The 22,406-nt window shown below is 40.5% G+C and carries 13 protein-coding genes; 10 read left to right on the plus strand and 3 right to left on the minus strand.

The window, feature by feature from the left end:
* Positions 1-24: 24 nt before the first annotated feature.
* Positions 25-2,067, minus strand: coding sequence for an HDIG domain-containing protein (locus LKM37_09055; GenBank protein ID MCI1721130.1), 2,043 nt, complete (start codon positions 2,065-2,067; stop codon positions 25-27).
* 47 nt (positions 2,068-2,114) lie between these two features.
* Between LKM37_09055 and LKM37_09060 the strand changes: the two genes are divergently transcribed.
* From LKM37_09060 to lnt, 3 genes are read left to right on the plus strand one after another with little or no spacing between them, the layout of a single operon-like run.
* Positions 2,115-3,026 (plus strand): DNA/RNA non-specific endonuclease, encoded by a 912-nt coding sequence (locus tag LKM37_09060; GenBank protein MCI1721131.1) that lies wholly within the window; start codon positions 2,115-2,117, stop codon positions 3,024-3,026.
* Between the two features lie 46 nt (positions 3,027-3,072).
* Positions 3,073-3,393: a hypothetical protein gene (locus LKM37_09065; GenBank protein MCI1721132.1), complete on the plus strand. Its 321-nt coding sequence runs from the start codon at positions 3,073-3,075 to the stop codon at positions 3,391-3,393.
* A gap of 14 nt (positions 3,394-3,407) precedes the next feature.
* Positions 3,408-5,072 carry an apolipoprotein N-acyltransferase gene (lnt, locus tag LKM37_09070; GenBank protein MCI1721133.1) on the plus strand — a complete coding sequence of 555 codons (1,665 nt, stop codon included), beginning with the start codon at positions 3,408-3,410 and terminating at the stop codon, positions 5,070-5,072.
* 112 nt (positions 5,073-5,184) lie between these two features.
* Here lnt and LKM37_09075 read toward each other — a convergent pair whose 3' ends face one another.
* Together LKM37_09075 and LKM37_09080 are read right to left on the minus strand one after the other, a co-directional pair.
* On the minus strand, positions 5,185-7,029 hold the full coding sequence (locus LKM37_09075) for a RagB/SusD family nutrient uptake outer membrane protein (protein MCI1721134.1): 1,845 nt from the start codon (positions 7,027-7,029) through the stop codon (positions 5,185-5,187).
* 13 nt (positions 7,030-7,042) lie between these two features.
* Positions 7,043-10,117: a TonB-dependent receptor gene (locus LKM37_09080; protein MCI1721135.1), complete on the minus strand. Its 3,075-nt coding sequence runs from the start codon at positions 10,115-10,117 to the stop codon at positions 7,043-7,045.
* 312 nt (positions 10,118-10,429) lie between these two features.
* Here LKM37_09080 and LKM37_09085 point away from each other — a divergent pair, with 312 nt between their 5' ends.
* The 7 genes from LKM37_09085 (at position 10,430) to LKM37_09115 (ending at position 22,401) form a co-directional block, all read left to right on the plus strand.
* Positions 10,430-12,130 (plus strand): alpha/beta hydrolase-fold protein, encoded by a 1,701-nt coding sequence (locus LKM37_09085; protein ID MCI1721136.1) that lies wholly within the window; start codon positions 10,430-10,432, stop codon positions 12,128-12,130.
* A gap of 168 nt (positions 12,131-12,298) precedes the next feature.
* Positions 12,299-15,478, plus strand: coding sequence for a SusC/RagA family TonB-linked outer membrane protein (locus tag LKM37_09090; GenBank protein MCI1721137.1), 3,180 nt, complete (start codon positions 12,299-12,301; stop codon positions 15,476-15,478).
* 28 nt (positions 15,479-15,506) lie between these two features.
* Positions 15,507-16,943, plus strand: coding sequence for a SusD/RagB family nutrient-binding outer membrane lipoprotein (locus LKM37_09095; protein ID MCI1721138.1), 1,437 nt, complete (start codon positions 15,507-15,509; stop codon positions 16,941-16,943).
* A 22-nt stretch (positions 16,944-16,965) separates the two neighbouring features.
* Positions 16,966-17,448 carry a hypothetical protein gene (locus LKM37_09100; GenBank protein MCI1721139.1) on the plus strand — a complete coding sequence of 161 codons (483 nt, stop codon included), beginning with the start codon at positions 16,966-16,968 and terminating at the stop codon, positions 17,446-17,448.
* Positions 17,449-17,545: 97 nt separating this feature from the next.
* On the plus strand, positions 17,546-19,969 hold the full coding sequence (locus tag LKM37_09105; GenBank protein ID MCI1721140.1) for an alpha-N-acetylglucosaminidase: 2,424 nt from the start codon (positions 17,546-17,548) through the stop codon (positions 19,967-19,969).
* Between the two features lie 10 nt (positions 19,970-19,979).
* Positions 19,980-21,197 (plus strand): hypothetical protein, encoded by a 1,218-nt coding sequence (locus LKM37_09110; protein MCI1721141.1) that lies wholly within the window; start codon positions 19,980-19,982, stop codon positions 21,195-21,197.
* A 49-nt stretch (positions 21,198-21,246) separates the two neighbouring features.
* Complete coding sequence (locus LKM37_09115; protein ID MCI1721142.1) at positions 21,247-22,401, plus strand: lactonase family protein; 1,155 nt, start codon at positions 21,247-21,249, stop codon at positions 22,399-22,401.
* The last annotated feature ends 5 nt before the right edge of the window (positions 22,402-22,406 follow it).

A 22,406-nucleotide genomic window follows, 5' to 3' on the forward strand; every position in this document is an offset into this window, starting at 1 on the left:
CTTAAAAACTAATTGCCATTAACACTAATTTTGATTCCTCTTTGGATAGACAATTCTTGCGTGATACATCTCCTGCAACTGCCTCTTGAATACCATAGTGGTTATATTAATCTCTCTGTATGAGATATTTGCCTTTGCCAGCTGGGACGGCGAAAGCCTGTGACTGAGCACCTCATCCACCAAGTCTGAAATACTCTGGGCGGAGAAACTCTTCAATGTTCTGGAAGCGGCCTCAACCGCATCTGCCATCATAACAACAACTTCCTCCTTTGTAACAGGCAAAGAGCCATTATAAGTAAAAGGTTCTACATTGGCCGGGTCACCGCCATTATTGCAATATACATTGTAAAAATATCCTGTCATTGAATGCCCGTGATGTGAAGCAATATAATCTATTACTTCCTGAGGCAGATGATATTTCTTTCCAAGTACAACACCGTTTGTAACATGTTTTATAATTTCTGCGGCGCTCTCCTGCGGGGTAAGTCCGGTGTGATAATTTATTCCCGGAGCCTGATTCTCTATAAAAGCCTGAGGATTTAACATCTTTCCAATATCGTGATACATAGCACCTACGCGGACCAGCCTGGAATTTCCTCCGATAGCTGCTACTGCTCTCTCGGACAAATTTGCAACCTGCAAAGAGTGCTGAAATGTCCCTGGCGCTTTACGCTGAAGTTCTCTCATCAAAGTGCTGTTTGTATCTGACAAATCCCTTAGAGTTGATACGGATACCATGTAGAATAATTTTTCAAACAGGAATACAAACGGATAGACGGCAACCGTCAGCAGAGCATTTAAAAACAGATAAAAAATTGTAACCGTATCCTCTTCCACAAGCGTTCCATTTGAAAGGAGAGAAAAACCTATATGCACAATAGTCAGCCCGGTAAAAATAAACAGCGAGTTTACAAACTGCATCCAGCCAGTGCCGAACACTGAAAATGAGATTAATGCAATTATTCCCGACAGAGAGTTAATAACAAAAAGCTCCACTCCGTTCTCTGCAATTAAAATGAGCGGAAGCATGGAGACAAGGTATATTGGAATTACAACCCTGTTCTTGACAAATGCCGCCATAAACAAAGTAGTAACGGCAAACGGCACAAGATATAAAAGAGCCGGGTTAATGAGTCTCACAAGCATCGGCACCACAAAATTCAGACAGCATATAAACATTATGAAGTTCAACTGGTTCTGATGTCTGAATATCTCAATATCAGAGAAATACAAAGCAAAATAAATTAGCAGAAGAAGGGCGATGATGATGATTACATGAGATAATTCCAAAACATAAATATTTCCGGAATATCCCAAACTCTTCTTATACTCAGCTTTATAGGAATCAAGGAGCTGCTCTATATCGGCCGTTACAGTCTCACCTTTTGTCACAATCAGCTGACCGGAATACATCATTCCTTTTGTAGGAGATATGTAATCAATAGCTTGTTTATGAAGGATTTCCGTCGTCTTCTTATCATAATTCAGATTTGGGACAATAAGTTCCTGAGCCTTTATTGCCCTCATAAGTGAATCTGAATTTATAGAGGGAAAGTTTGCAAATACTTCAGACTTTAAAAACTTTGTAGCCTTGGTAACAGTGTATAAATCAGACTCCATCTCCTGGCTGGTGGTCCTGCCGCTCTGCACAAAAATCGTCTTGTCGGCTAATGCTCTGTCGGGAAGAATACCAGCCGCATACACTTTTCTCATGGCGCCTTCAATCACCTCAAGCAAAGAAGAACGCAGTCTGTATTTGTAATTTTCTTTTGCAAGTTCCGCTATCTTGTCATTTACAACAGACTGTGAGAGAGTATAATACGGAACAATATTTGCCGCGGCCTCATTCTTTTCCGCAGCCAGTTCCTGCTGTGTCTTAAGAATTGGAAAATCTATTGGAGTGGTAAGTGTCTCATACATCCACGGGGCGCCTTTGCGGTACTGATATTTAAATTTGCCCTCAACAGGATAAAAAAGAAGCATGATGATAAAGGCAACGCCAAAAGTTAAATAGACACCGCCGCTGCGCAATATAGCCTTGGTTTTCTGTATGTTTATGCCCTCCATAGAAATGCGTATTAATTGTAGCAAATTTACACTATTTTTGCCTATGTATGAACAATTTAAAAAATAAGAACAAGCCGGGCAACATTCTCAGCGCCGCAAAGATGTTGAGATTGCTGGCGGCTGCATGCATTACATTAATAGCGTGCACATCATTTAATTTCAATAATCCTTTCAGGCATACGCAGCTTTCAAAATCCGCAAAGGTCAAAAATTGGTGGAGCAATGTGGAGCAGAAAAAATATTACCGCGTAGATTTCAGCACTTTTTATTTTGTAGATGCAGATGAGTTCCGCCGCAATCCTTCTGGAGGATATAAGTATCTCGCCGACAGCATAAACACGCTTATTCAAAAAGTCTCCGACGTAAATAGCAGGAAGGGACCGTGGGTTGCAGTTTTTGACAACCGCAAACAATTCTGCGGCATACTTTCTGAAAATATGATAGTTGCAGACGCAGGGAAAGAGAAGACTGAAAAGAATCAAGTTATAATGAATATGTTTCTTAATACGCTTCATCTCCCGGATGCGCACTATATAGTTGATGGAATAGATTACTATACAGACAGTTTGGGACGTATTAAAAAAGTTTTCTGCGCAAGCGTAATACTAAAGGGCAGAGGCAGGAACAGGGGCTCCCAGCATTATTCCGTCACATTTAAAAATGGGCGTCCGGGTTTGGACGATGCCGGCCACTTAATACCTCAGCAACTGTACGGGCCGACGGAACAGATAAACTACGTACCGCAGAAAAAAGCTCTTAATGAGGGCAAAATCAAGACATTAGAGACAAAAGCGGCAAAAGCAAAAAGGGCAGGATACAAAGTCTCCTATGAGATACACATACTTTACCACGGAGTTGAAAAACGTCCTTATGGATTTGAGAATAATTTCAAAGCCTATGATGAAAACGGGAAAATGATTCAGAACGTATCGGGCATTTTTGATAATGCATTAGAATAAAGAATCAACCATCGCGATAATTATTTACAATTTAATGAGAACTGAAATGAAAAAAAGAGAGAGTAAAAAAACGTTATGCGCGCCATCATACCTAAACGATATAATCAATTATGCTGTAAACAATTGCAACAAAAATGCAGATGATGGCACAAATAGTGTAGCAAAAATAGAATTTAAAATTACCGTTGCGGAGGACTCCCCTCTGTTTGAGGAGAAAATTGTTTTTACAGACGGTTCTGAAAAGTTGCTTGACTGCTGGGAGATTTTTGATTTAGCAAAGACAATCATGGATGATAAGGAGAGAACATGGAAAGAGATGACGGTAATTATTGAAGACAACAAACAATTAACAATCAATTTATTATAAACAAACTTAATCAGATGAAAAATCTGAATTTAAAATTATGGATGCTTGGAATAACATCCGCACTTTTATTATCAATTCCATTCATAGTTCCGCATACCGGACTAATAATGCTGGTTGCATTTATTCCCTTATTTACAGCTGAATACATAGCCACATCGCATAAAAAGAAAAATTTCTGGATAATATATTACTGTGTGTTTTTTATCTGGAATCTTATAACAACTTACTGGATTTTCAAAGCTACGCCTGGTGGAGCCGCTGCTGCCATTATTTTGAACGCCCTTCAGATGGCTATCATTTTCAGGCTGTTCCGTTGGTTCCGGAAAATAGCGACGGGAATTTTTCCATATATAATTTTTATGTTAATGTGGGTTGGATGGGAACGCGTATACCAAAATGTTCAAATCAGCTGGCCTTGGCTGACGCTGGGAAATGCCTTTGCCACATCCGTTAAATCAGTTCAGTGGTACTCAATGACAGGTGCCCTTGGCGGCTCTCTTTGGATACTATTGATGAACCTGATATTCTTTAGAATTATCAAATTCATTGTTTGGAAAGAGGAAATACTTCAATCTTCTATTGTTGCCGCCATATTCTTATTTGTTCCGCTTATCTACTCTCAATTCCGTTACTACACATATAAGGAAAACAGCGGATACGGAGTAACAAAGGAAGTTGCTATTCTTCAGCCGAATATAGACCCATATAATGATAAATTCGGCGGACTTTCAAACAATCAGCAAGACACAATTCTTTTCCGTATTGCAAAGGAAGCCGTAACTCCAAATACTTATTTAGTTTTTGCACCTGAAACTTTTTTTTCACCAGACTCAAAAGAGAATATTCTTTTAGAAAATACTCCCGACAGCAATAAAACGTATAAGGCTTTCAAAAATTTTTCACTCTCACACAATGTTAATTTTATTTGGGGAGCCGTTACACAATTTTTCTATGCGCCTAATAATCAGAGCGGAATGTTTGAAATGAACGGAGAACTTGGAAACGATGCGCCGTCCCCTACCGCCACAAATGTTGCGGGAGCTTTGTGGTATGACAACTACAACACGGCAGTATTCAACAATCCAAATGGAAATTATGACTTTTATCATAAATCAAAGCTTGTGATTATGGCAGAATCATATCCTATTTTCCGCAACAAGGTTATACTTCAAAAGTTTGGCATTGATATGGGCGGCAGCTATGGCAGCTTTGGGAAACAGGCTGAAAGAACGGTATTTACAACATCTGACGGAACAAAGATAGGGACGGCGATTTGCTATGAATCTATATACGGGAATTTCTACAGAGATTATATTAACAAAGGTGCCCAGCTAATGTCCGTTATAACAAATGACGGATGGTGGGGAAACACCTTCGGATATCGCCAGCACTTAAGCTATGCCAGATTAAGGGCAATTGAAACTCGCAGAGATATAGCTCGTTGCGCAAATACGGGTATCTCCGCCATAATAAACCAAAGAGGAGATATTGTTGCTCAGACAAACTGGTGGAAAAAAGAATTTCTCAATGGAGAAATTAATGTTAACAATGATATTACTCCGTTTGTAAAATATGGAGATTTAACGGGTGAAATCTCAATTTGGGCAGCATTGCTTTTCATACTTCTTGGAATCATTCATGCCATCAGAAAAAAGGATTTAATCAACGGCATTATCTGACCAAGCAACTTGTCAGATAACATGAAAGTCAAATAAAAAAGGCGGAGCTTTTAAAACTCCGCCTTTAAAATTCTATCGTGAATAATAATATTAATCCCGACAGATTATACTGCTAATAACCAGGATTCTGGACTAGTTTTCCACCTGATTTTGTAATCTCATTCTGAGGTATTGGAACCAGATAATGCTGAGGCTGGAAATCTCTGTAATCTTTGTGTGATGTAGTAGCCAGCTTAGCCAAACTTGCATTCTGACATGCAGTGAAATCAGGTTCTCCGTTTGCACCCTTTGTTGCCATGATGTAAGTCAAATCAGTGCCTTCCGCGTTGTTCTTAATAATTCTGATACCATAGGTCATCTTTCTCTCAGTCACTCCTGCAATCTTCCATCTTCTGACATCAAAATATCTGAAGTTTTCAAATGCAAGCTCAATCTGACGCTCATGATATAATCTAGTCTGAAGCGCTGTACCTGATTCAGTTACGTGAGGCATCATTACATCTTTTCTGTCTCTTACCTTATTGATATAATCACGGCAGGTAGCATCATCTCCCAGATTATATGCGCACTCTGCGTAATCCAGATAGAATTCTGCAAGACGGAACCAAGGATACATAACATTAGGGTTATCTCCCTGACCTTCACTAACTTTTCCGCCCCATATCAAGAACTTTCTAATCCAATATCCTGTACCCTGAGTACCATTGGAATTACTGAAGAAGTTATCATTCTTTATAGCACTGGTAGCACCCTTTGCAATTTTAATAGTAACAAGGCTATCCTTTGTTCCATTGTTGAACTTAAACTGAGAACCATGATAAAGAATTGAAAGATAGAATCTTGGATCTCTTCCAACATAAGGGTTCTTAGGGTCAAAACCAGAACCATCTTCAAACGGTCTCTTGCCTGTAGCCTTCATTTCATACTCTTCTACCATATTTTCTGTAGGAGCAACACATGTCCAACCACCAAAAGTAGCAGCAGGAGCCCAAAGCAATTGAGCAAATGAATAGCACTGTTCAGCAGCTGTTGAGTAAATATAATTCTGAGAAGTTGGCAAAATGTATGATGCCCATATTACCTCAGGAGAATTAACATCTGTCCAATATCCGTCATAAGTGTCATCCAATGAATAAGCGCCTGCCTCCGCTCTCTTAATAACCTCATATACAGCATTTTTAGCAGTAGTCCATTTATCTTTGCTGTATGCGCCATGCCAAGGGGTATCGGTAGGATCAGTTGGGTCATTAAACAGAGGAGATGCGGCAAACATTGCTACTCTTGCCTTCATAGCGCGGGCAGCATCTGCGCAAGCTCTTCCTTTTGTCGCAGCCTTGTCCGGCAACAACTCAATAGCTTTGTCCAAATCCGCATAAATGAATTTAACGCACTCGTCAAAATTGCCTCTTTCAATTGAATAGTCATCTCCAATGTTGTATGTTTTATCAACTATTGGGAAGCCGCCAATTCTCTGAAGCAAATTGCCGTAAGCCCATCCTCTTAAAAAGTAAACCTCACCTTTTAGCCTGTTCTTGGTCTCTGTAGAAATTGCTGAAGCGTTATCAATCTTCTCCAAAAACATATTCATATATCTGACATAAGTATAAACTCTGTTCCAGATATTTATGAATGTATTACGAGTATTGTGAGTAGAACCTCCTTCATTCAAGTACATAATTTTGGAGGGATCCATCTCGCCTCTGGAAATATAGTTGGTAGATGAACCTCCATATCTGAAATATGCCTCATCTGTACATGCTGCAAGAGTACCCTCATTGTAAGGAATGCGGATTACAAAGTACATTGTGTTCACAAAGTTCTCGCACATTGCGTCATTGCTAAATACGTCTGTCTCTGAATAAGCATTCAAGGGTTTCTTGTCCAAGAAATCTTTGTTGCAAGATGTCATTGACAACGTAAATGCAAACAGTGTAAGTATAATAAATATTTTTTTCATAATCATATCAATATTAGAAGGTTACCTTTACACCTGTATTAAATACCCTAACCTGAGGATAAGCCTGCAAATCTGTGCTGTTAGTCTCAGGGTCAATCTCCTTAAGAGGTGAAATAGTAAGCAGGTTATAACCGCCTATGTAGAATCTAAGATTGCTGATTCCAATCTTGCTAAAGAAATCTCCGTGGAAATTATATCCAACTTCAACATTCTTTAATCTTATGAAATTAGCTTTTCTCAAATAATAATCTCCGCTGTATGATGCGCGAAGTTTTGGCTTGGAAGCCGTAGTGTTTGTCAAGGAGTAAGAGTCCTCATAAACAGACTTAAGGATGTTACCAACAGCAGGGTCATTGTTGACGCCCAAATCCAGTCTGGCGCGTCCTTGTCCCTGAAGCAATACCATAAAGTCAAAATCTTTCCATTTGCCTTCAAATGTAATACCATAAACAATCTGAGGGATTGTGTTATAAGGACTTCTGTAACGGTCATTGGAAGTAATCTGTCCATCACCATCTTTATCTTGCAAAATAAAGTCTCCAAGGTTCTGTGATTTAGTATGAGGATATTTATCCAAATCTTCCTGAGTTCTGAACATGCCAATTACATGATAGTAAAGTCCGGAACCGATAGGTCTGCCAGTCTGATTCATATAACTTCTGTCAGTTACAAGATTTCCTGCAGCATCATAAGTGCTCCAAGGAGTTTCATCCATGTAAATAACTTTGTTTCTTGCGTATGTAAAGTTTGCAGAAATTCTGTAATAGAAATCACTTCCAACATTATTTGAATGACTCAACTGAATTTCAATACCTCTGTTCTCAACTTTTCCGATGTTCTCATCAGGAAGGTTAGAAGATGACATTCCTGTGTAATTAGGTATAGTTGAGTTTCTTGTGCAAAGAATATCACTTCTCTTTGTCTTAAATACCTCTACTTCAAAACCTAACATTCCATTCCAAAGAGTACCGTCCAAGCCAAAGTTCCAAGTCTTTGCTCTTTCCCAAGTTACGTTCAAGTTAGGGATTGTGCCGGGAATAATACTAGATGATGTAGTGTTGCCAAATACAGGCTTGTTGCTAGATAAGAAAGTTGTCAAATACTGGAAAGAAGAGATATTATCATTACCAACTTCTCCGTATGAAGCTCTAAGTTTCAAGTTGTTAATCCAAGTAAAATTATCCTTTATGAAAGGCTCCTCAGAAATTCTCCATCCTGCGCTAACTCCAGGGAAGAAGCCCCAGCGGTGTCCGGAAGGGAAGTTCTCTGAACCGTCATAACGGAAGATTGCAGAAACCATATATTTGCCTTCATAGTCATAATTCAAACGGCCAAAGTAACTTCTTCTTGCAGTCTCAACCGCATTACCATTTACCTTAAAGTTTGCATTATCCGCGCTTCCTGCAAATAACTGATCTATTGCGTCTGAATCATAAGAAATGTTTGCAGACATAAAATAATCCTGATGGTACTTGTTCTGCTCAACACCAACCATTGCGCTAACGTGATGTTTCTCAAAGAATGTTCTGTCATAGTTTACAGTAGCATTCAAAGTCATCTGATGATTGGTAGTATAATACTCATAAAGAGCTGGCGTAGAGAAATAACCGGTAGCAAGAAGATGGTCATAATTTCCAGTCTCCTTATTATAGTTGTAGCCCCACCATGGAGTCTCCCAAAGTTTTCTGAAAGTAGATGTCCAGTCATAAGCCGCGTGGGCCTCAACCCACAAACCTTCAGTAACAAAAGGCATGTCCAGTCTCAATGTTGCAGTCGTGTTCAAACGGTCTAGAGTTGTCTTGTCATAACCGGTCTGGTCTGTAACCAAAACAACAGGGTTTGTACCGCTCTGTACCAATCCGTTAGGATAGTATGCGGTAGATAGAGGAGAACGTCTTGCAGCCATGTAGAAAATACCGTAATTGTCAGAAGAGAATGCTGAATAATCTTTGTGCTGCTGTCTGCCTGAGATATCAACGCCAATCTTTAAATTCTTTGCCACTCTTGTATCAACGTTTGCGCGGAAACCCGCTAAGTCATACTTAGTTGCACTCTTTCTGTAGATACCGTCCTGCATTTGTCCGTTTGCAGATACAAAGTAATTCATGCTCTTTGAACCGCCGGAAATAGTAATACCAAATTTGTGCTGGAAAGAAGCAGGCTTAATAATCTCATGGAACCAATTTGTGTTTGGATATTCAACCCTGTTGGAACCATCCCTAATTGCTTTGATTTCATCGGCAGAATACGCATCAGAAACACCATCAAGTTCATTTGCCTGGTTGTATGCAGCTGCATACTGATTAGCATCGCACAAATCAAGAAGCCTTGTAGCATGCTGAATACCAAGATCATAACTGAAAGTAATAACTGGTTTCTGATCCAAGTTGCCTCTCTTTGTCGTAACCAAGATAACACCGTTTGCAGAACGTGAACCGTAGATTGCAGCGGATGCATCCTTCAAAACAGTAATACTTGCAATGTCCTCAGGATTAATACGGTCCAAGTTCTCACGGCCTGCTATACCATCGATGATGATAAGAGGGCTGTTATCTCCCAGAGTACTGCGTCCTCTGATGAATATTGTTGTACCATCAGCTCCTGGCTCACCTGAACGGTTGTTGATGATAACGCCGGGAAGACGTCCTGCCAAACCTTGTGAAAGGTTAACGGAAGAGTTCTTCTCCACAGTTTCTCCTTTTGTTGAAGTGACGGAACCGGTCAAAGTGACTTTTTTCTGGCTGCCATATCCGACTACAACTACATCATCAAGTTTTACCAATTCAGCTGTCATTTTGATTGTCATTCCATCTGAAAGGTTGCTAACTGTTACTGTCTTAAAACCAAGACATTGAACAGAGATAGCCTTACCTCCGGCATTAATTGTAAAGTTACCGTCGGCATCAGTTGTTGCGTACTTGTTGGTACCAACAACTTGAACAACTGCTCCGGGAACCGGAGTGCCGTCAGCTGCATTTACAACAGTACCTTTAATAGACTTGTTTTGAGGAATTGCCTCTAGAGTCCTAGGCTCAGTCTTAGAAGGAGCCGTCTGCATAGAAGCATTGTTAGTGCCTCTATACAACATAGTGGAAGCCGTTTGCTTCTAATTTCTGACAGATACCGCGCCGCTCAAATCATACTGAGCAAATACGGGAGCTGCAAAAAAGCAGATGCAAACCATTGTGATTAAAGACCTGGTCAAGGTCTTAATCTGGAATACTTTTGTGTTGAATTCCATAGGTATTGTTTTAAATCATTTAAAATAGTTATCAGGTTTGATTTTAGAACGCCGCAAAAATACAAGAAAAAAGGGGGTTTAACAATTTTGTAACAGTTTTTTTTGTATATTAGGCCAACTAAAAATCGCGTTCAGAACGCAGTAAAAACAAGAAAAGATATGATGAAAGAAAAACTGTCAAGAGCTATAAAAAATGTAACTCTTTGCTTACTAACATGTTTGTGCACCCTTCCCGCATGGTCGCAGGAATTGGTTGTGATGGAATCGCCAAAATACCTTAAAGCAAATGATTCAATATTTGTTTTCACACCTTCCGGTAAAAAACCTCAAGCAACTGTGATTTTGCTGCACGGATGGGGCGGAAGTTATACCAATTGGACAAAGAGCAATGACCTGCAGAGTCTCAGCGACAGCACCGGTTTTAGATTTATTTGTCCCGACGGATTGAAGGACAGCTGGTACGTTAACTGGGCTGATACCAGCAAGATGCAGATGCGTGACTTTCTGAATAAAGAATTTATTCCGGAGATGTATAAGAGGTACAACCTTAATCCGGAGACTACATTTATTGACGGATTGAGCATGGGAGGACACGGCGCAATTAACGTATTCATAGATAATTACGATAAATTTAAGGCTGCCGGCAGTTTGAGCGGAGTGCTTGATTTGCAGCTTGCTTATGACACATTCATTAAAAAACTCTTATTCAAATCTTGGAAGCAGGATGTTGCAGCAGAACGGGAAAAGGTTATGGGTCAGGACACTGCAAGATTCAACAATGAGAGCGCAGACAGGAGAATAAAACTTATTGCGGGCAAGCCAAAAATGATTGTTGTATCTTGCGGATACTCAGACTTTTTTGCCCCTTGTACAATATCTTTCGCACAAGCATGCAGGGCAAATAATGTACCTGTAATTGAAACGCTGAGCCCCGGAGTTCACTCATGGTCATTCTGGAAATATGCTCTAGACCAACATATTATGTACTTTAAAAGAATAATGGACGGCAAAGAGATGGGGTATGATAACGGAAGAAAAATTGATAAAGTAAAACCTGCAGTTCCAAAACAAAACGGCTCTCCGGAACTATTAGTGATGCAATCTCCTAACTATCTGAAATGCAATGACTCCATATATATATTCACACCGGAAAACGCACAGCCTCACGCAACAATAATTCTGCTGCACGGGTGGCAGGGAGATTATAAAGCATGGAGCGACAAAGTTGATATTCAGTCTGTTTGCAATGAAACAGGTTTTAGAATTATTTGTCCAGACGGATTTTACAACGGCTGGTACATGAATAATTCAGATAAAAATAAAATGCAGTCAAAAGATTTCTTTAACAAAGAATTCTTTCCACAAATTTTTGCAAAATATAACCTTGACCCGCAAACCACTTTCATTGACGGATTGAGCATGGGAGGACACGGCGCTATTACGTTATTCATTGATAATCAAAAGCTTTTCCGTGCGGCAGGCAGCATGAGCGGAGTACTGGATTTGAATGACTGCTACAATCACTATGCGGAACCCAACAAACTTTCCACAGGTCTGTCTCAAGACATGAAAAAAATAGTTGGCGATGACCTGTCCAGATTTTCAGAAGAGAGCGCAATATCTAGAGTTAACAAGATTAAACGCAACAATAAATTCATCGTTGTTTCTTGCGGTTACAATGACTATATGTCAAAGGAAGCGGGAGAATTTTGCACAGCGGCAGGAAAAGCAAAAGTGCGCTGGATTGAGACTTTAAGTCCCGGATATCACTCTTGGAGATTTTGGAATTATGCACTCTCACAGCACATTTGGTACTTTCAAAGGATACTTGATGGAAAGGGAATGGGGTTTAAAAAGTAACAAAGTGTAAAAAAAACGTAACAAAAAATTTGATTTTAGATTTTTTTTCTTATCTTTGATTAGGCTTTTACGCAGTCATCGCTAAACCTAAAGCGAACTGGTGGTTAAAAATATAACTAAACTATATATATGTAACAAAACAAAACAAACCAAACTAAATTAAATCTTATGAAAATTAAACTTTTGATGACGGTCCTTTTACTGACTCTGACGAGCGCGTTGTTCGCACAGAAGTTGACAGTTAAAGGTACTGTAAAGGACGCGGCCAACGGTGAGCCGCTAGTCGGAGCTTACGTTCAGGTTAAAGGAACCAACGTTAACGCGATGACCGATGTTGATGGAAAGTATTCCATCAGCTGTCCTCAAAATGCAGTTTTGGTGTTTTCCTATATAGGATACAACAAAACTGAAATTTCTGTAAACGGAAGAAGTGCTATTGACGTAACGATGCAATCAGCCAACGTACTTGATGAGGTTGTTGTTACGGCAATGGGTATGACCCGCTCACAGAAATCTGTGGGTTATGCTACTTCCACAGTGAAGTCTGATGACCTGACCAACGCCAAATCATCTGCCCTTATGACGGGTATTCAGGGAAAGGTTGCCGGTGTTCAGGTATCTTCACAAGGAGGCACAGGTTCTTCACAGAAAGTTGTGGTCCGCGGCTATTCTTCATTCTCCAGCAATAATCCACTTTATGTTATTGATGGTATTCCAATGAGCAACGGTTTTGCCGGTTCCAGCAGTTTTAATGATTCTGTCGATTTTGGTAACGGAGCCAATGACGTTAACCCAGACGATGTTGAGAGCATGACTATTCTAAAAGGTGCCTCAGCAACAGCTCTTTACGGTTCACGTGCAGCAAACGGAGTTATCATGATTACAACAAAGCGCGCTAAAGAAAACCGCCTTGTTGTTAACTATGATTTCTCATTAATGGGTTCCAACGTATTGAGAGTTCCTCAGGGACAGGATATGTTTGGACAAGGCTGGCCTGTATTTGACGCAGCAGAGAACGGATCTTGGGGTCCTAGAATGGACGGCAGAATTCAGGAATGGGGTCCTTGGGCTTATTCAGTTGAGAATGCAACTTCAAAACCTAATGGGTTCCAAGTTCTTTCAAAGCCTTTCTCATTTGCAAAGGATAATATCCGCAAATTCTATACATTTGGCAATGAGATTACAAACAACATTTCAGTTGCTGCCGGCAATCAAGATTTGGGTATGGTATTCTCTTATGGCAACACAAATGCTAAGGGAGTAATGCCAAACAAGGCAGACACCTATAATAGAAATACATTCTCATTCCGCGGCAATGCCAAGTATAAGAACTTCTCTATTGACGCAAACATCAACTACGTAAGAAAGGATGCAAAGAAACCTTCTGCTGGACAAGGAAATGATGGAGCATCTATGTTCCAGGAGATTCTACAGTACGGCGCAGATATTTCTTTCAAAGCTATGAAGGACTATAATGATGTCCACTTCAACCCAGATAACTTCTATACATTCTATGCAGAAAACCCTTACTGGGTTGTAGATCACAACAAGAACGTATATCAGGATGATAGAATCTATGGTAAAATTGATATTAGCTACCAGATTATCAAAGGTCTAACCGCAGAAGCACGTATTGGCGGCGATTTCACAAGCTCCAGAACAAAGAGATGGAATGAGAAACACGTTATTCCAAGCGATGCATGGGCATACGGCAGCAAATCAGATCTTGCAGGTACTTATTCAGAAGATTACGACAAACAGGAAGAGTTGGATGCTACCGGTATGTTAAAAGCAGATTATAAATTGACAGAAGATTTAAATCTAAATGCCGTTGTTGGTTATGACATTAATCAACGTACATTCTCTTACTTGGACTCTTATCTATATGGTCTTAGTACACCGGGATGGTTCAGTCTTGCAAATACAACATCAAGCCCTACAACAACTTCTTATTATCAGAGAAGAAGACTTATGGGCGCTTTTGCACAGGCAGACTTAAGTTACAAAAATTGGGCATTCTTAACTGCAACAGCACGTAATGACTGGTCTTCTACACTTCCTATCAATGACAACCATTTCTTCTACTGGGGAGTAAACGGAGCCGTAGTATTTACAGATGCATTTGATCTTAAAGACACTCCTATCTCTTTCTTAAAGTTAAGACTAGCTTATGGAAAGACTGGTAATGACGCTCCTCTTTACAGAACATCAGGTATCTATTCAGCTACTCAGATTGGATTAGGTTTTGGCTCTCTATACCTTCCTCTAGGTGGAGTTCTTGGTTTAACAGAAAGCAACTCTCTTCCTACAAAGAACTTGAAGCCGGAGATTACATCTGAGTTTGAGGTTGGTCTAAATATTAATTTGTTTAACAACAGATTGACTTTTGATGGTGCATATTATGATAAAAATACTAAGAATCAGATTATTGCAGCATCAGTTGCACCAGAAACCGGATATACTACTCAAACACGTAACGTTGGTAAAATTGGCAACAAGGGTGTTGAAATTATGTTAGGCGGTACACCTATTAAATCCGGAGATTGGAAATGGGATATTGGTATGACATTTACAAAGAACTGGTCAAAGGTTAAAGAGTTGTGGGATGATGTAACATCTTACACTTTGACAAGTGCATACAGTGTATCTTACGTAGCAGTTGTTGGAAAACCTCTAGGAGAATTCCAGGTACCTGCAATTGCAAGAGATGATCAGGGAAGAGTTATAGTTGGTTCTAAGGGATTCCCTCAAATTGATGCCAGCAAGAAAGAAACTGTTGGAACATCAGCTCCAAGATTCCAGATGGGATTTACAACCAAGATCACTTGGAAAGACTTATCTCTTTCTGCAGTTGTTGATTGGAGAAACGGCGGATATTTCTACTGCTATACAGCTCAATTGTATCACTTTGCAGGAAATGCTACTCCAACCGTTTACAACAACCGTGCTCCGTTCATCTACCCTAACTCTGTTAGATTAAATGATGCAGGTACAGGATATGTTGAGAATGATATCCCTATTACATCTTACAACACTTACGAGTACTACAATAATGCAAAGAACACAGCTTATTACAGAAATTGGGTTCTTAAGAAGGATTATGTAAAACTTCGCGAACTTGTACTTTCATACAATTTACCTAAGAGTATTTGCGAAAAGACTGGTTTCATTAAAGGTATCACAGTCAGCGCTATTGGAAGGAACTTGTTTATGTGGACTCCTAAGGAGAACAACTATGTAGATCCAGAGGGATCAAACTATGGCAATGACCTTCAGTCTGAATTTGGTGAATTTGCTGCAGCACCTACGAATAGAACATTCGGAGGCAGCATAAAAATTACCTTCTAAATCTTAACACAGAAAGAATATGAAAAATATGATAAAATACATTTCCGTCATAGTTGTAGCAGTTTTGATGTGCTCCTGCAAAGGCGGATTTATGGATATAAACAAGAACCCTAATTATCCTGAGACCGTAACGGATCCATTGATGTTACTTCCTTCTGGGCAGATTCAGGTTGCAGCGATAGTTGGAGGAGACATGGAGCTAGTTGGTTCACTATGGAGCCAGCACTACACTCAGAATAATGCATCTAACCAGTACAACACTACTGTAGATTATTCTATTACAAATACTTCTTATCAACGTTTTTGGTCTATTCCTTATGCAGGCGCAATACCTGATTTGACAAATGCAGTTAAATATTCTGCTGCTGCCGGAAACGCAGACAACCTATTTGTAGCATCAGAGACCATGTTATGCTTCATGTATCACATACTAGGAAGCTGGTATGGTGATATTCCTTACACTGAGGCAGCACTTGGAAATGCAAACCTTACTCCAAAATTTGATGAGGGATCTGCAATTAATGATGATCTTATCAAGAGGTTGGAGAACGTTATTTCAAAAGCAACTTCAGCAGCAAACGCTGCTGTAGATATGTCAGGCCAGGATATAGTTTTTGGCGGTAGCGTTAAAAATTGGATTGCATTTGCAAAGACTTTGAGACTAAAACTTATGATGCGCAACTGGAGCAAGTATTCTTCAACTATTGCCACAGCATTAGATGCCGGCGGATTCTTAACTACAGATGCTAAGATAGCTACATTTGTAAATGAAGAGAACCATTCAAATCCTCTTTTTGAGAATGATAGAAGAAAACTTAATACTACAAGAAACATGGTAGCCTGCAACACTTTGGCAAATTATTTAAGAGCCAATGCAGACCCTCGTATTAAAGTTTTCTATGATAAAACATCTGGTGCATATCCAAGCAATGAGGCAGGTTATCGTCTTGCTACAGGCATTAGATATTCACGCGCAACACTAGCTGCAACTGACCCTGTATATTTTATGTCAGAAGCAGAAAGTTACTTCTTGCAGGCAGAGGCTTGGGCTCGTCTTGACAAAGCATCAAAGGCTCAGTCTTTCTATGAGGCTGGAGTTAAAGCTGCATTTGACAGATGGGGTTATGATTGTTCAACTTTCATTGCAACAGGCGGAGTTTACGCATTTGACGCTACTTCTCAGGCTACAATGTTAAAGTGCATCCTTACTCAGAAATGGGTTGCTGCTACACGTTGCCAAGCATGGGATAGTTTCTTTGATATCACAAGAACAGGCATTCCTGCACTTGGAACTAAGTTAACTTCTGAGGCTGGTTATGTAAGCGGAGAATTAGTTCCTGTAGTAGATTCATCTCTACCTGCAGATCAATTCCCTCACAGAATGCTTTATCCTAAATCATCCTCTGACTATAATACTAACACACCAACCGTTAAGATTGAAGCTAAACAGTGGTGGCAGAAATAATAACACTTAAATGTATAAAGAAATGAAAAGATTTATTACATATATTGCAGTTGCATTCCTGGCTGTGGCCGGCCTATCTTCATGCGAGACATACGGGAATTATAGTAAGGACATGTCTCCTATCTATCCGCTTTGCGGTGAGTGGGCATCCACAGTAACAGATCAAACTGCAGGTACAAGCTTCACCACTTACGTTGTTACCTCCGATGTTGCAGCTAAAACTACAACAGATATGTGGGTTGTTATTAACACGGGTGATGAGAATGGCACAAAATGCAAAATTCAATGCGATGTCAAATCTCTAACTTTCTCCGGCAGCGGTCCTAACACATTGGAAGGCGGAACCAGCACAATTACAGACGGTAAAGTTGTTGTTGACGGTGCAACTCCTCCTAGCGGCGGAAAGGCTGATTATATGGAGATGACTTATACTTCATCTGTAACAGGTCATACCTATAAAATTACCGGTTTCAGAAGAACATTCCAGCCGGGAGATGAGCTATAAGAGAGTATCTTAAATAACTTATAGAGATTATATGTTAGTGGGGGACGCGAGTCCCCCGCTTTCTTTTTGTTAAATTTGCGAGGTTTAACAAAAAATCATGAAGAAACTACTCCTGTTTACAATAGTATTTTTGATACCTGTCTGCCAGCATGCAACAAACATTAATCTGCAACCTGCTTTGCAGCAGACTGCAAACAAACAACTGGCTACAGTACGCCCTGCGCAGCGTATCTCAGTACACCCTGTGCAACAGCTCATTGAGAGGATAACGCCGGGACATTCAGGCAATTTTGAGCTGCAGATAGCACCGGCAAAAGAATTCCCTGCAAGCAAATATGAAGGGACACCTTATTCAATTTATAAAGCTCCCGACGGGAAAATTCTGCTGCGCAGCACAGAGAAGATTGGTTTATGCGTGGCTTATTATCAATATCTTAGAGAGTACTGTGAGGTTTCCCTCTCCTTCTGCGGAGACAACCTCAAATTGCCTGAAAAACTACCGCTGCCATCTGAAAAAATCAACGGCCGTATCAACGGGAAGTATCGCTCATTTTTCAATTACTGTTCCTTCAGCTACACCGGAGCGTGGTGGAATTGGACTGACTGGCAAAGAGTTATAGACTTCATGGCCATGAATGGCATAAATATGCCGCTGCAAGTTGTTGGTTTGGAGGGAGTTTGGTACAATGCGCTGCTGCGCATAGGATACACGGACCAGCAGGCGCGCCAATATCTTTGCGGCCCCGCATACTTTGCATGGCAATGGATGACAAACATAGAGAGCTTTGCAGGACCGCTTCCAAAGAGCTGGATTGAGAGCCATATAAAGCTTGGCAAGCAGATCACCGACAGGGAATTAGAGCTAGGCATGCACCCTATTCAGCAAGGATTTTCCGGAGGGGTTCCCGCAAGATTTAAAGAGATTTATCCGCAGGCAAACATTCAGATGAAAGAGGATTGGTGCGGCTTTGCACCTGTAGCTCAGCTAGATCCGACAGATCCGCTGTTCATGAAATTTGGAAAAATATTTTTTGAAGAGGAGAAAAAACTCTACGGGCTTCACGGATTTTATGCAACTGACCCATTTCACGAGAGTACCCCTATCTCTACGGATAGCTCTTATTTACACGGAGTTGCAAAGGCAGTATTAAAACTCTATCGGGAGGCAGATAAAAATTTTAAATACTGGATTATGCAGGGCTGGACCCCTACTAAAGAGATAGTTGAGGCTATTCCAAAAGACTCTCTTATTATTTTGGATTTGGCTGATCCTCAGTATACTCCGTCAAAACCTGGAGAGAAAAAATTCTGGGGTTATCCATACCTGGCAGGCAATCTTCACAATTTTGGAGGGAGAATCAACATGCACGGAGACATAGAGGCACTAGCTGATAATCAGTACACTATGGCGGCAGATGATGGTTCTCCGGTTGTAGGCAGCGGAATTTTTATGGAGGGAATTTGCCAGAATCCGCTCTATTATGATTTGGCATTTGAGATGCCCGTACATCAAAATAAAGCAGATATGATTGACTGGCTGCACGGATACTCCGTAAGACGCTACGGATATGTTTCAGACAACACACTTGATGCACTTATCCGCCTGTGGCACAACCCTTACCGCAGAGGAACCAACGGCACTGAAAAGAGTTCAATCATTGCCGCGCGCCCGGCGCTGCATCCAAAAAAGTCCGGTCCAAATTCAAATTTCGGAATTCCATACAGCCAGGACACTCTGATAATTGCAGAAGATTTTCTGCTTGGCTGTGATCCTATAACCGACGGATATATGTTTGATATAGTGGATATTCAGAGACAAATCATGAGCAATCTTGGACAAGGGCTGAATAAAAAAATTGCAGAGGCGTTTGAGAGCGGTAACATTACTGAGTTTGACAAGCGCACTGCAGAATTTTATGAACTGCTTACAGATTTAGATTCACTTGTCGGCACTCGCAGAGAGTACAGTTTTGAGGATAAAATTCAGAAAGCACATTCATGGGCTACAACGCAGCAAGAGTCTGATTTATATGATTTTAATCAATCCATGCAAGTTACCCAGTGGGGACCGGTACAAGTTCAACAAACAAATATTAGCGCCACCAACAACGGCAACAATTGCAGCGGCAAGGCACAATTTGACGGACAGGACATACCGCAAAGCTGGTACGGAAGAGACGTTTTGTTTGATTACTCTTGGCGGGAATGGAGCGGTTTAATAAGGGAGTATTACCTTCCTCGCTGGCAAATGTTTTACAAGATGTTGCGCGGAAAATTAACGGACGGCAGCTGGAAAAACTATCGGGAGTATGAAGAGAATTTACCGCGCACTTCCGGCAGGGAGGCTATAAATGCGGATGATTTTTACAGCTCAATGACAAAGATGGAGTATAAGTGGATAAGTACTCCAAAACACTATTCTCCAATGAAATACGGTAATGAATATGCTGTAGCAAAGAGGATGTTTGACAAGTGGGAGAAAGAGGCTTATGCAATGGCAGAATACTCGCGACAGAAATAAACTTAAAGAGATGAAAAAAGTAATCAGGAATACAATAGCAATTGTTATTTGCGCTCTTGCTTCAGTAAATATATTGAGCGCCGGACAGGTAATAAAAAATGATAAAATCATGAAATCAACTGATAATAAGATTAACAGAGATATAAAGATTAACAGAGATAAGAAAGTTTGGGCATGGATGGGTTCCGTTGGTCCAATGAGTGATGCCGCCGCCGATTCTGTGTTTGCAAAGGCAAAAGAGGCAGGTATTGACGCACTGATAATGGAGGTACACGGAGGCAATCCGGTTGGAATGGCTGACACTACGGATTTTACTGATTATGCGGCAATTGCAGCCACAAAGAAAGCTGCCGCGCTAGCTAAAAAATACGGCATAGAACTGCACATTTGGATGTGGATTATGAACCGCTGCGAGAAAAATTTGCAGGCTGCCCACAGAGATTGGTACCAAGTAAACGCTGAAGGAAAGTCCTGTCTGGACTACAATATGTATGGAGTTGACCATTACAGATGGCTTTGCCCATCCCAGCCGCAAGTGCTTGAATACCTTAAAGCTAGAGTAAGTGAAATTGCAGAGATTGACGGAGTTGCAGGCATAAATTTGGATTTTATCAGATACCCGGATGCAATTCTTCCGGCCGGTCTGTGGGAACTTAGGAAAGTGCATCAGGACAAAGTTTATCCCCGGTGGGACCATTGCTACTGTCCATACTGCAGAGAACAATACAAGAAAGAGAGAGGCATAGACCCTATTGATATTCAGAATCCTACGGAGGATAAGCATTGGATGGAATTCCGTTATAAAGCCGTTGTAAAAATTGCAAATGCACTTGCCGATGTAATCCACAAGCACGACAAAATTGCAAGCGCAGATGTATTTCCCTCTCCTGATGTTGCGCGCAAACTCGTAAGACAGGACTGGACAAAATTTACTCATTTGGATATCGTATTTCCAATGATTTATTACCAATTCTACAATGAACAGGCGGAATGGATTATAACTGAGACAAAGGAGGGCGTTAAAGGGCTGAAAAAGAGCGGCTCAAATGCATATCTTTGCAGCGGCATTTATGCAGATGAAGAGTCAGCTCCATACCTGAGCACCATCTTTGATTACGTCCGCGGAGCAGGTTCTGATGGCATCAGTATTTATGACCTTGGAAGCGCAATTAAAACTCCGGGATATTGGGAAGCTTTAAAAGCTGCCATAATTAAATTTAAGGAATAAGTTTGTAACTACTTAAAAATAAGCCAATAACTGCTCAAAGAATAAAATCATGACAAAGAAAACAAAAGGAATGATTGCCCTTGCGGCAATATGCATCCTTGCTCTTATAGCAGCAACAATCATCATCTTCATTGCAAAAAAAAGAGAGAACAACCATGTATATTCCGTCTACATAGGAGCTTACGGAGACAAGGCTGTTAAATACAGTTTTAACTGCAGGACGCTTGAGATGTCTAAACTTGCAGATTATGAGGAGGCTAACCCATCTTTCATAACTCTTACTCCCGACGGAAAATTCCTTTATGCGGTCAGCGAGAATGCGGCAAAATCCGGGATAAGCGCCTTTAGCAACTCATTCACCCCTGCAAAGATAAACCGCAGAAGAGATATTGGCATAGACCCTTGCTATATAACGTTTTACAAGAATTATGTTCTTACCGCAAATTATGGCGGAGGAAGCATTTCTTTATTCCCGACAGATACTGACGGAAGAATCAGACAGTGTTCTCAGATAATAAAATTTATAGGCAGCGGCCCAAACAAAGCCAGACAGGCAACATCCCATATTCATACCGTAAGAATTATAAAAGGAAAAGATACTGGAAATGACTATGTTATGGCTACGGACCTTGGATGCGACAAACTCTATTTCTTCAGATTCGGGAATGATTCTTTAAAAAAAGAGAGTCTGAAATTGCTTTGGTGTGATACTGCATCATACTCCGTACCAAAGGGTTACGGCCCAAGACACGTTGAGTTCAGCAAGGACGGACAGTATATGTATCTTTTGTGCGAACTTAGCGGAAGGATACTGGTATTCAATATTAACGAGAAGGGTAACAATCTAATACTTAATCAAATACAAGACACGCTCTCCGACCGCATGCATGCCGCCGCAAGCGCAGACATACACATTCACCCTAACGGAAAATTCCTATATGCATCTTGCAGAAAAGTAAGAGACGGCATCTCAATTTTCCAAATTCATTCAGATGGAACTCTCTCAAAAATAGGATACCAGATGACAGGCTCAGGACCCAGAAATTTTGCAATAACTCCTGACGGAGATTTTATGCTTGTTGCCTGCCAGCAAGACCAAGAGATTCAAATCTTTAGAATAAACAAGAAGACCGGATTTCTGACCAACACGGATAAGACCCTAAAATTAAATAATTTAGAGCCGGTTTGCATCTTGATAAGATAGTCTGC

Source organism: Bacteroidales bacterium (assembly GCA_022647615.1).
Classification (GTDB): Bacteria; Bacteroidota; Bacteroidia; order Bacteroidales; family UBA932; genus Egerieousia.

Coding starts and splice junctions, on each gene's coding strand:
- LKM37_09085 (MCI1721136.1), top strand. CDS start 10,430: ATGATGAAAGAAAAACTGTCAAGAGCTATAAAAAATGTAACTCTTTGC.
- LKM37_09065 (MCI1721132.1), top strand. CDS start 3,073: ATGAAAAAAAGAGAGAGTAAAAAAACGTTATGCGCGCCATCATACCTA.
- LKM37_09080 (MCI1721135.1), bottom strand. CDS start 10,117: ATGTTGTATAGAGGCACTAACAATGCTTCTATGCAGACGGCTCCTTCT.
- LKM37_09060 (MCI1721131.1), top strand. CDS start 2,115: ATGAACAATTTAAAAAATAAGAACAAGCCGGGCAACATTCTCAGCGCC.
- LKM37_09100 (MCI1721139.1), top strand. CDS start 16,966: ATGAAAAGATTTATTACATATATTGCAGTTGCATTCCTGGCTGTGGCC.
- LKM37_09090 (MCI1721137.1), top strand. CDS start 12,299: ATGAAAATTAAACTTTTGATGACGGTCCTTTTACTGACTCTGACGAGC.
- LKM37_09095 (MCI1721138.1), top strand. CDS start 15,507: ATGATAAAATACATTTCCGTCATAGTTGTAGCAGTTTTGATGTGCTCC.
- lnt (MCI1721133.1), top strand. CDS start 3,408: ATGAAAAATCTGAATTTAAAATTATGGATGCTTGGAATAACATCCGCA.
- LKM37_09075 (MCI1721134.1), bottom strand. CDS start 7,029: ATGAAAAAAATATTTATTATACTTACACTGTTTGCATTTACGTTGTCA.
- LKM37_09055 (MCI1721130.1), bottom strand. CDS start 2,067: ATGGAGGGCATAAACATACAGAAAACCAAGGCTATATTGCGCAGCGGC.
- LKM37_09115 (MCI1721142.1), top strand. CDS start 21,247: ATGACAAAGAAAACAAAAGGAATGATTGCCCTTGCGGCAATATGCATC.
- LKM37_09110 (MCI1721141.1), top strand. CDS start 19,980: ATGAAAAAAGTAATCAGGAATACAATAGCAATTGTTATTTGCGCTCTT.
- LKM37_09105 (MCI1721140.1), top strand. CDS start 17,546: ATGAAGAAACTACTCCTGTTTACAATAGTATTTTTGATACCTGTCTGC.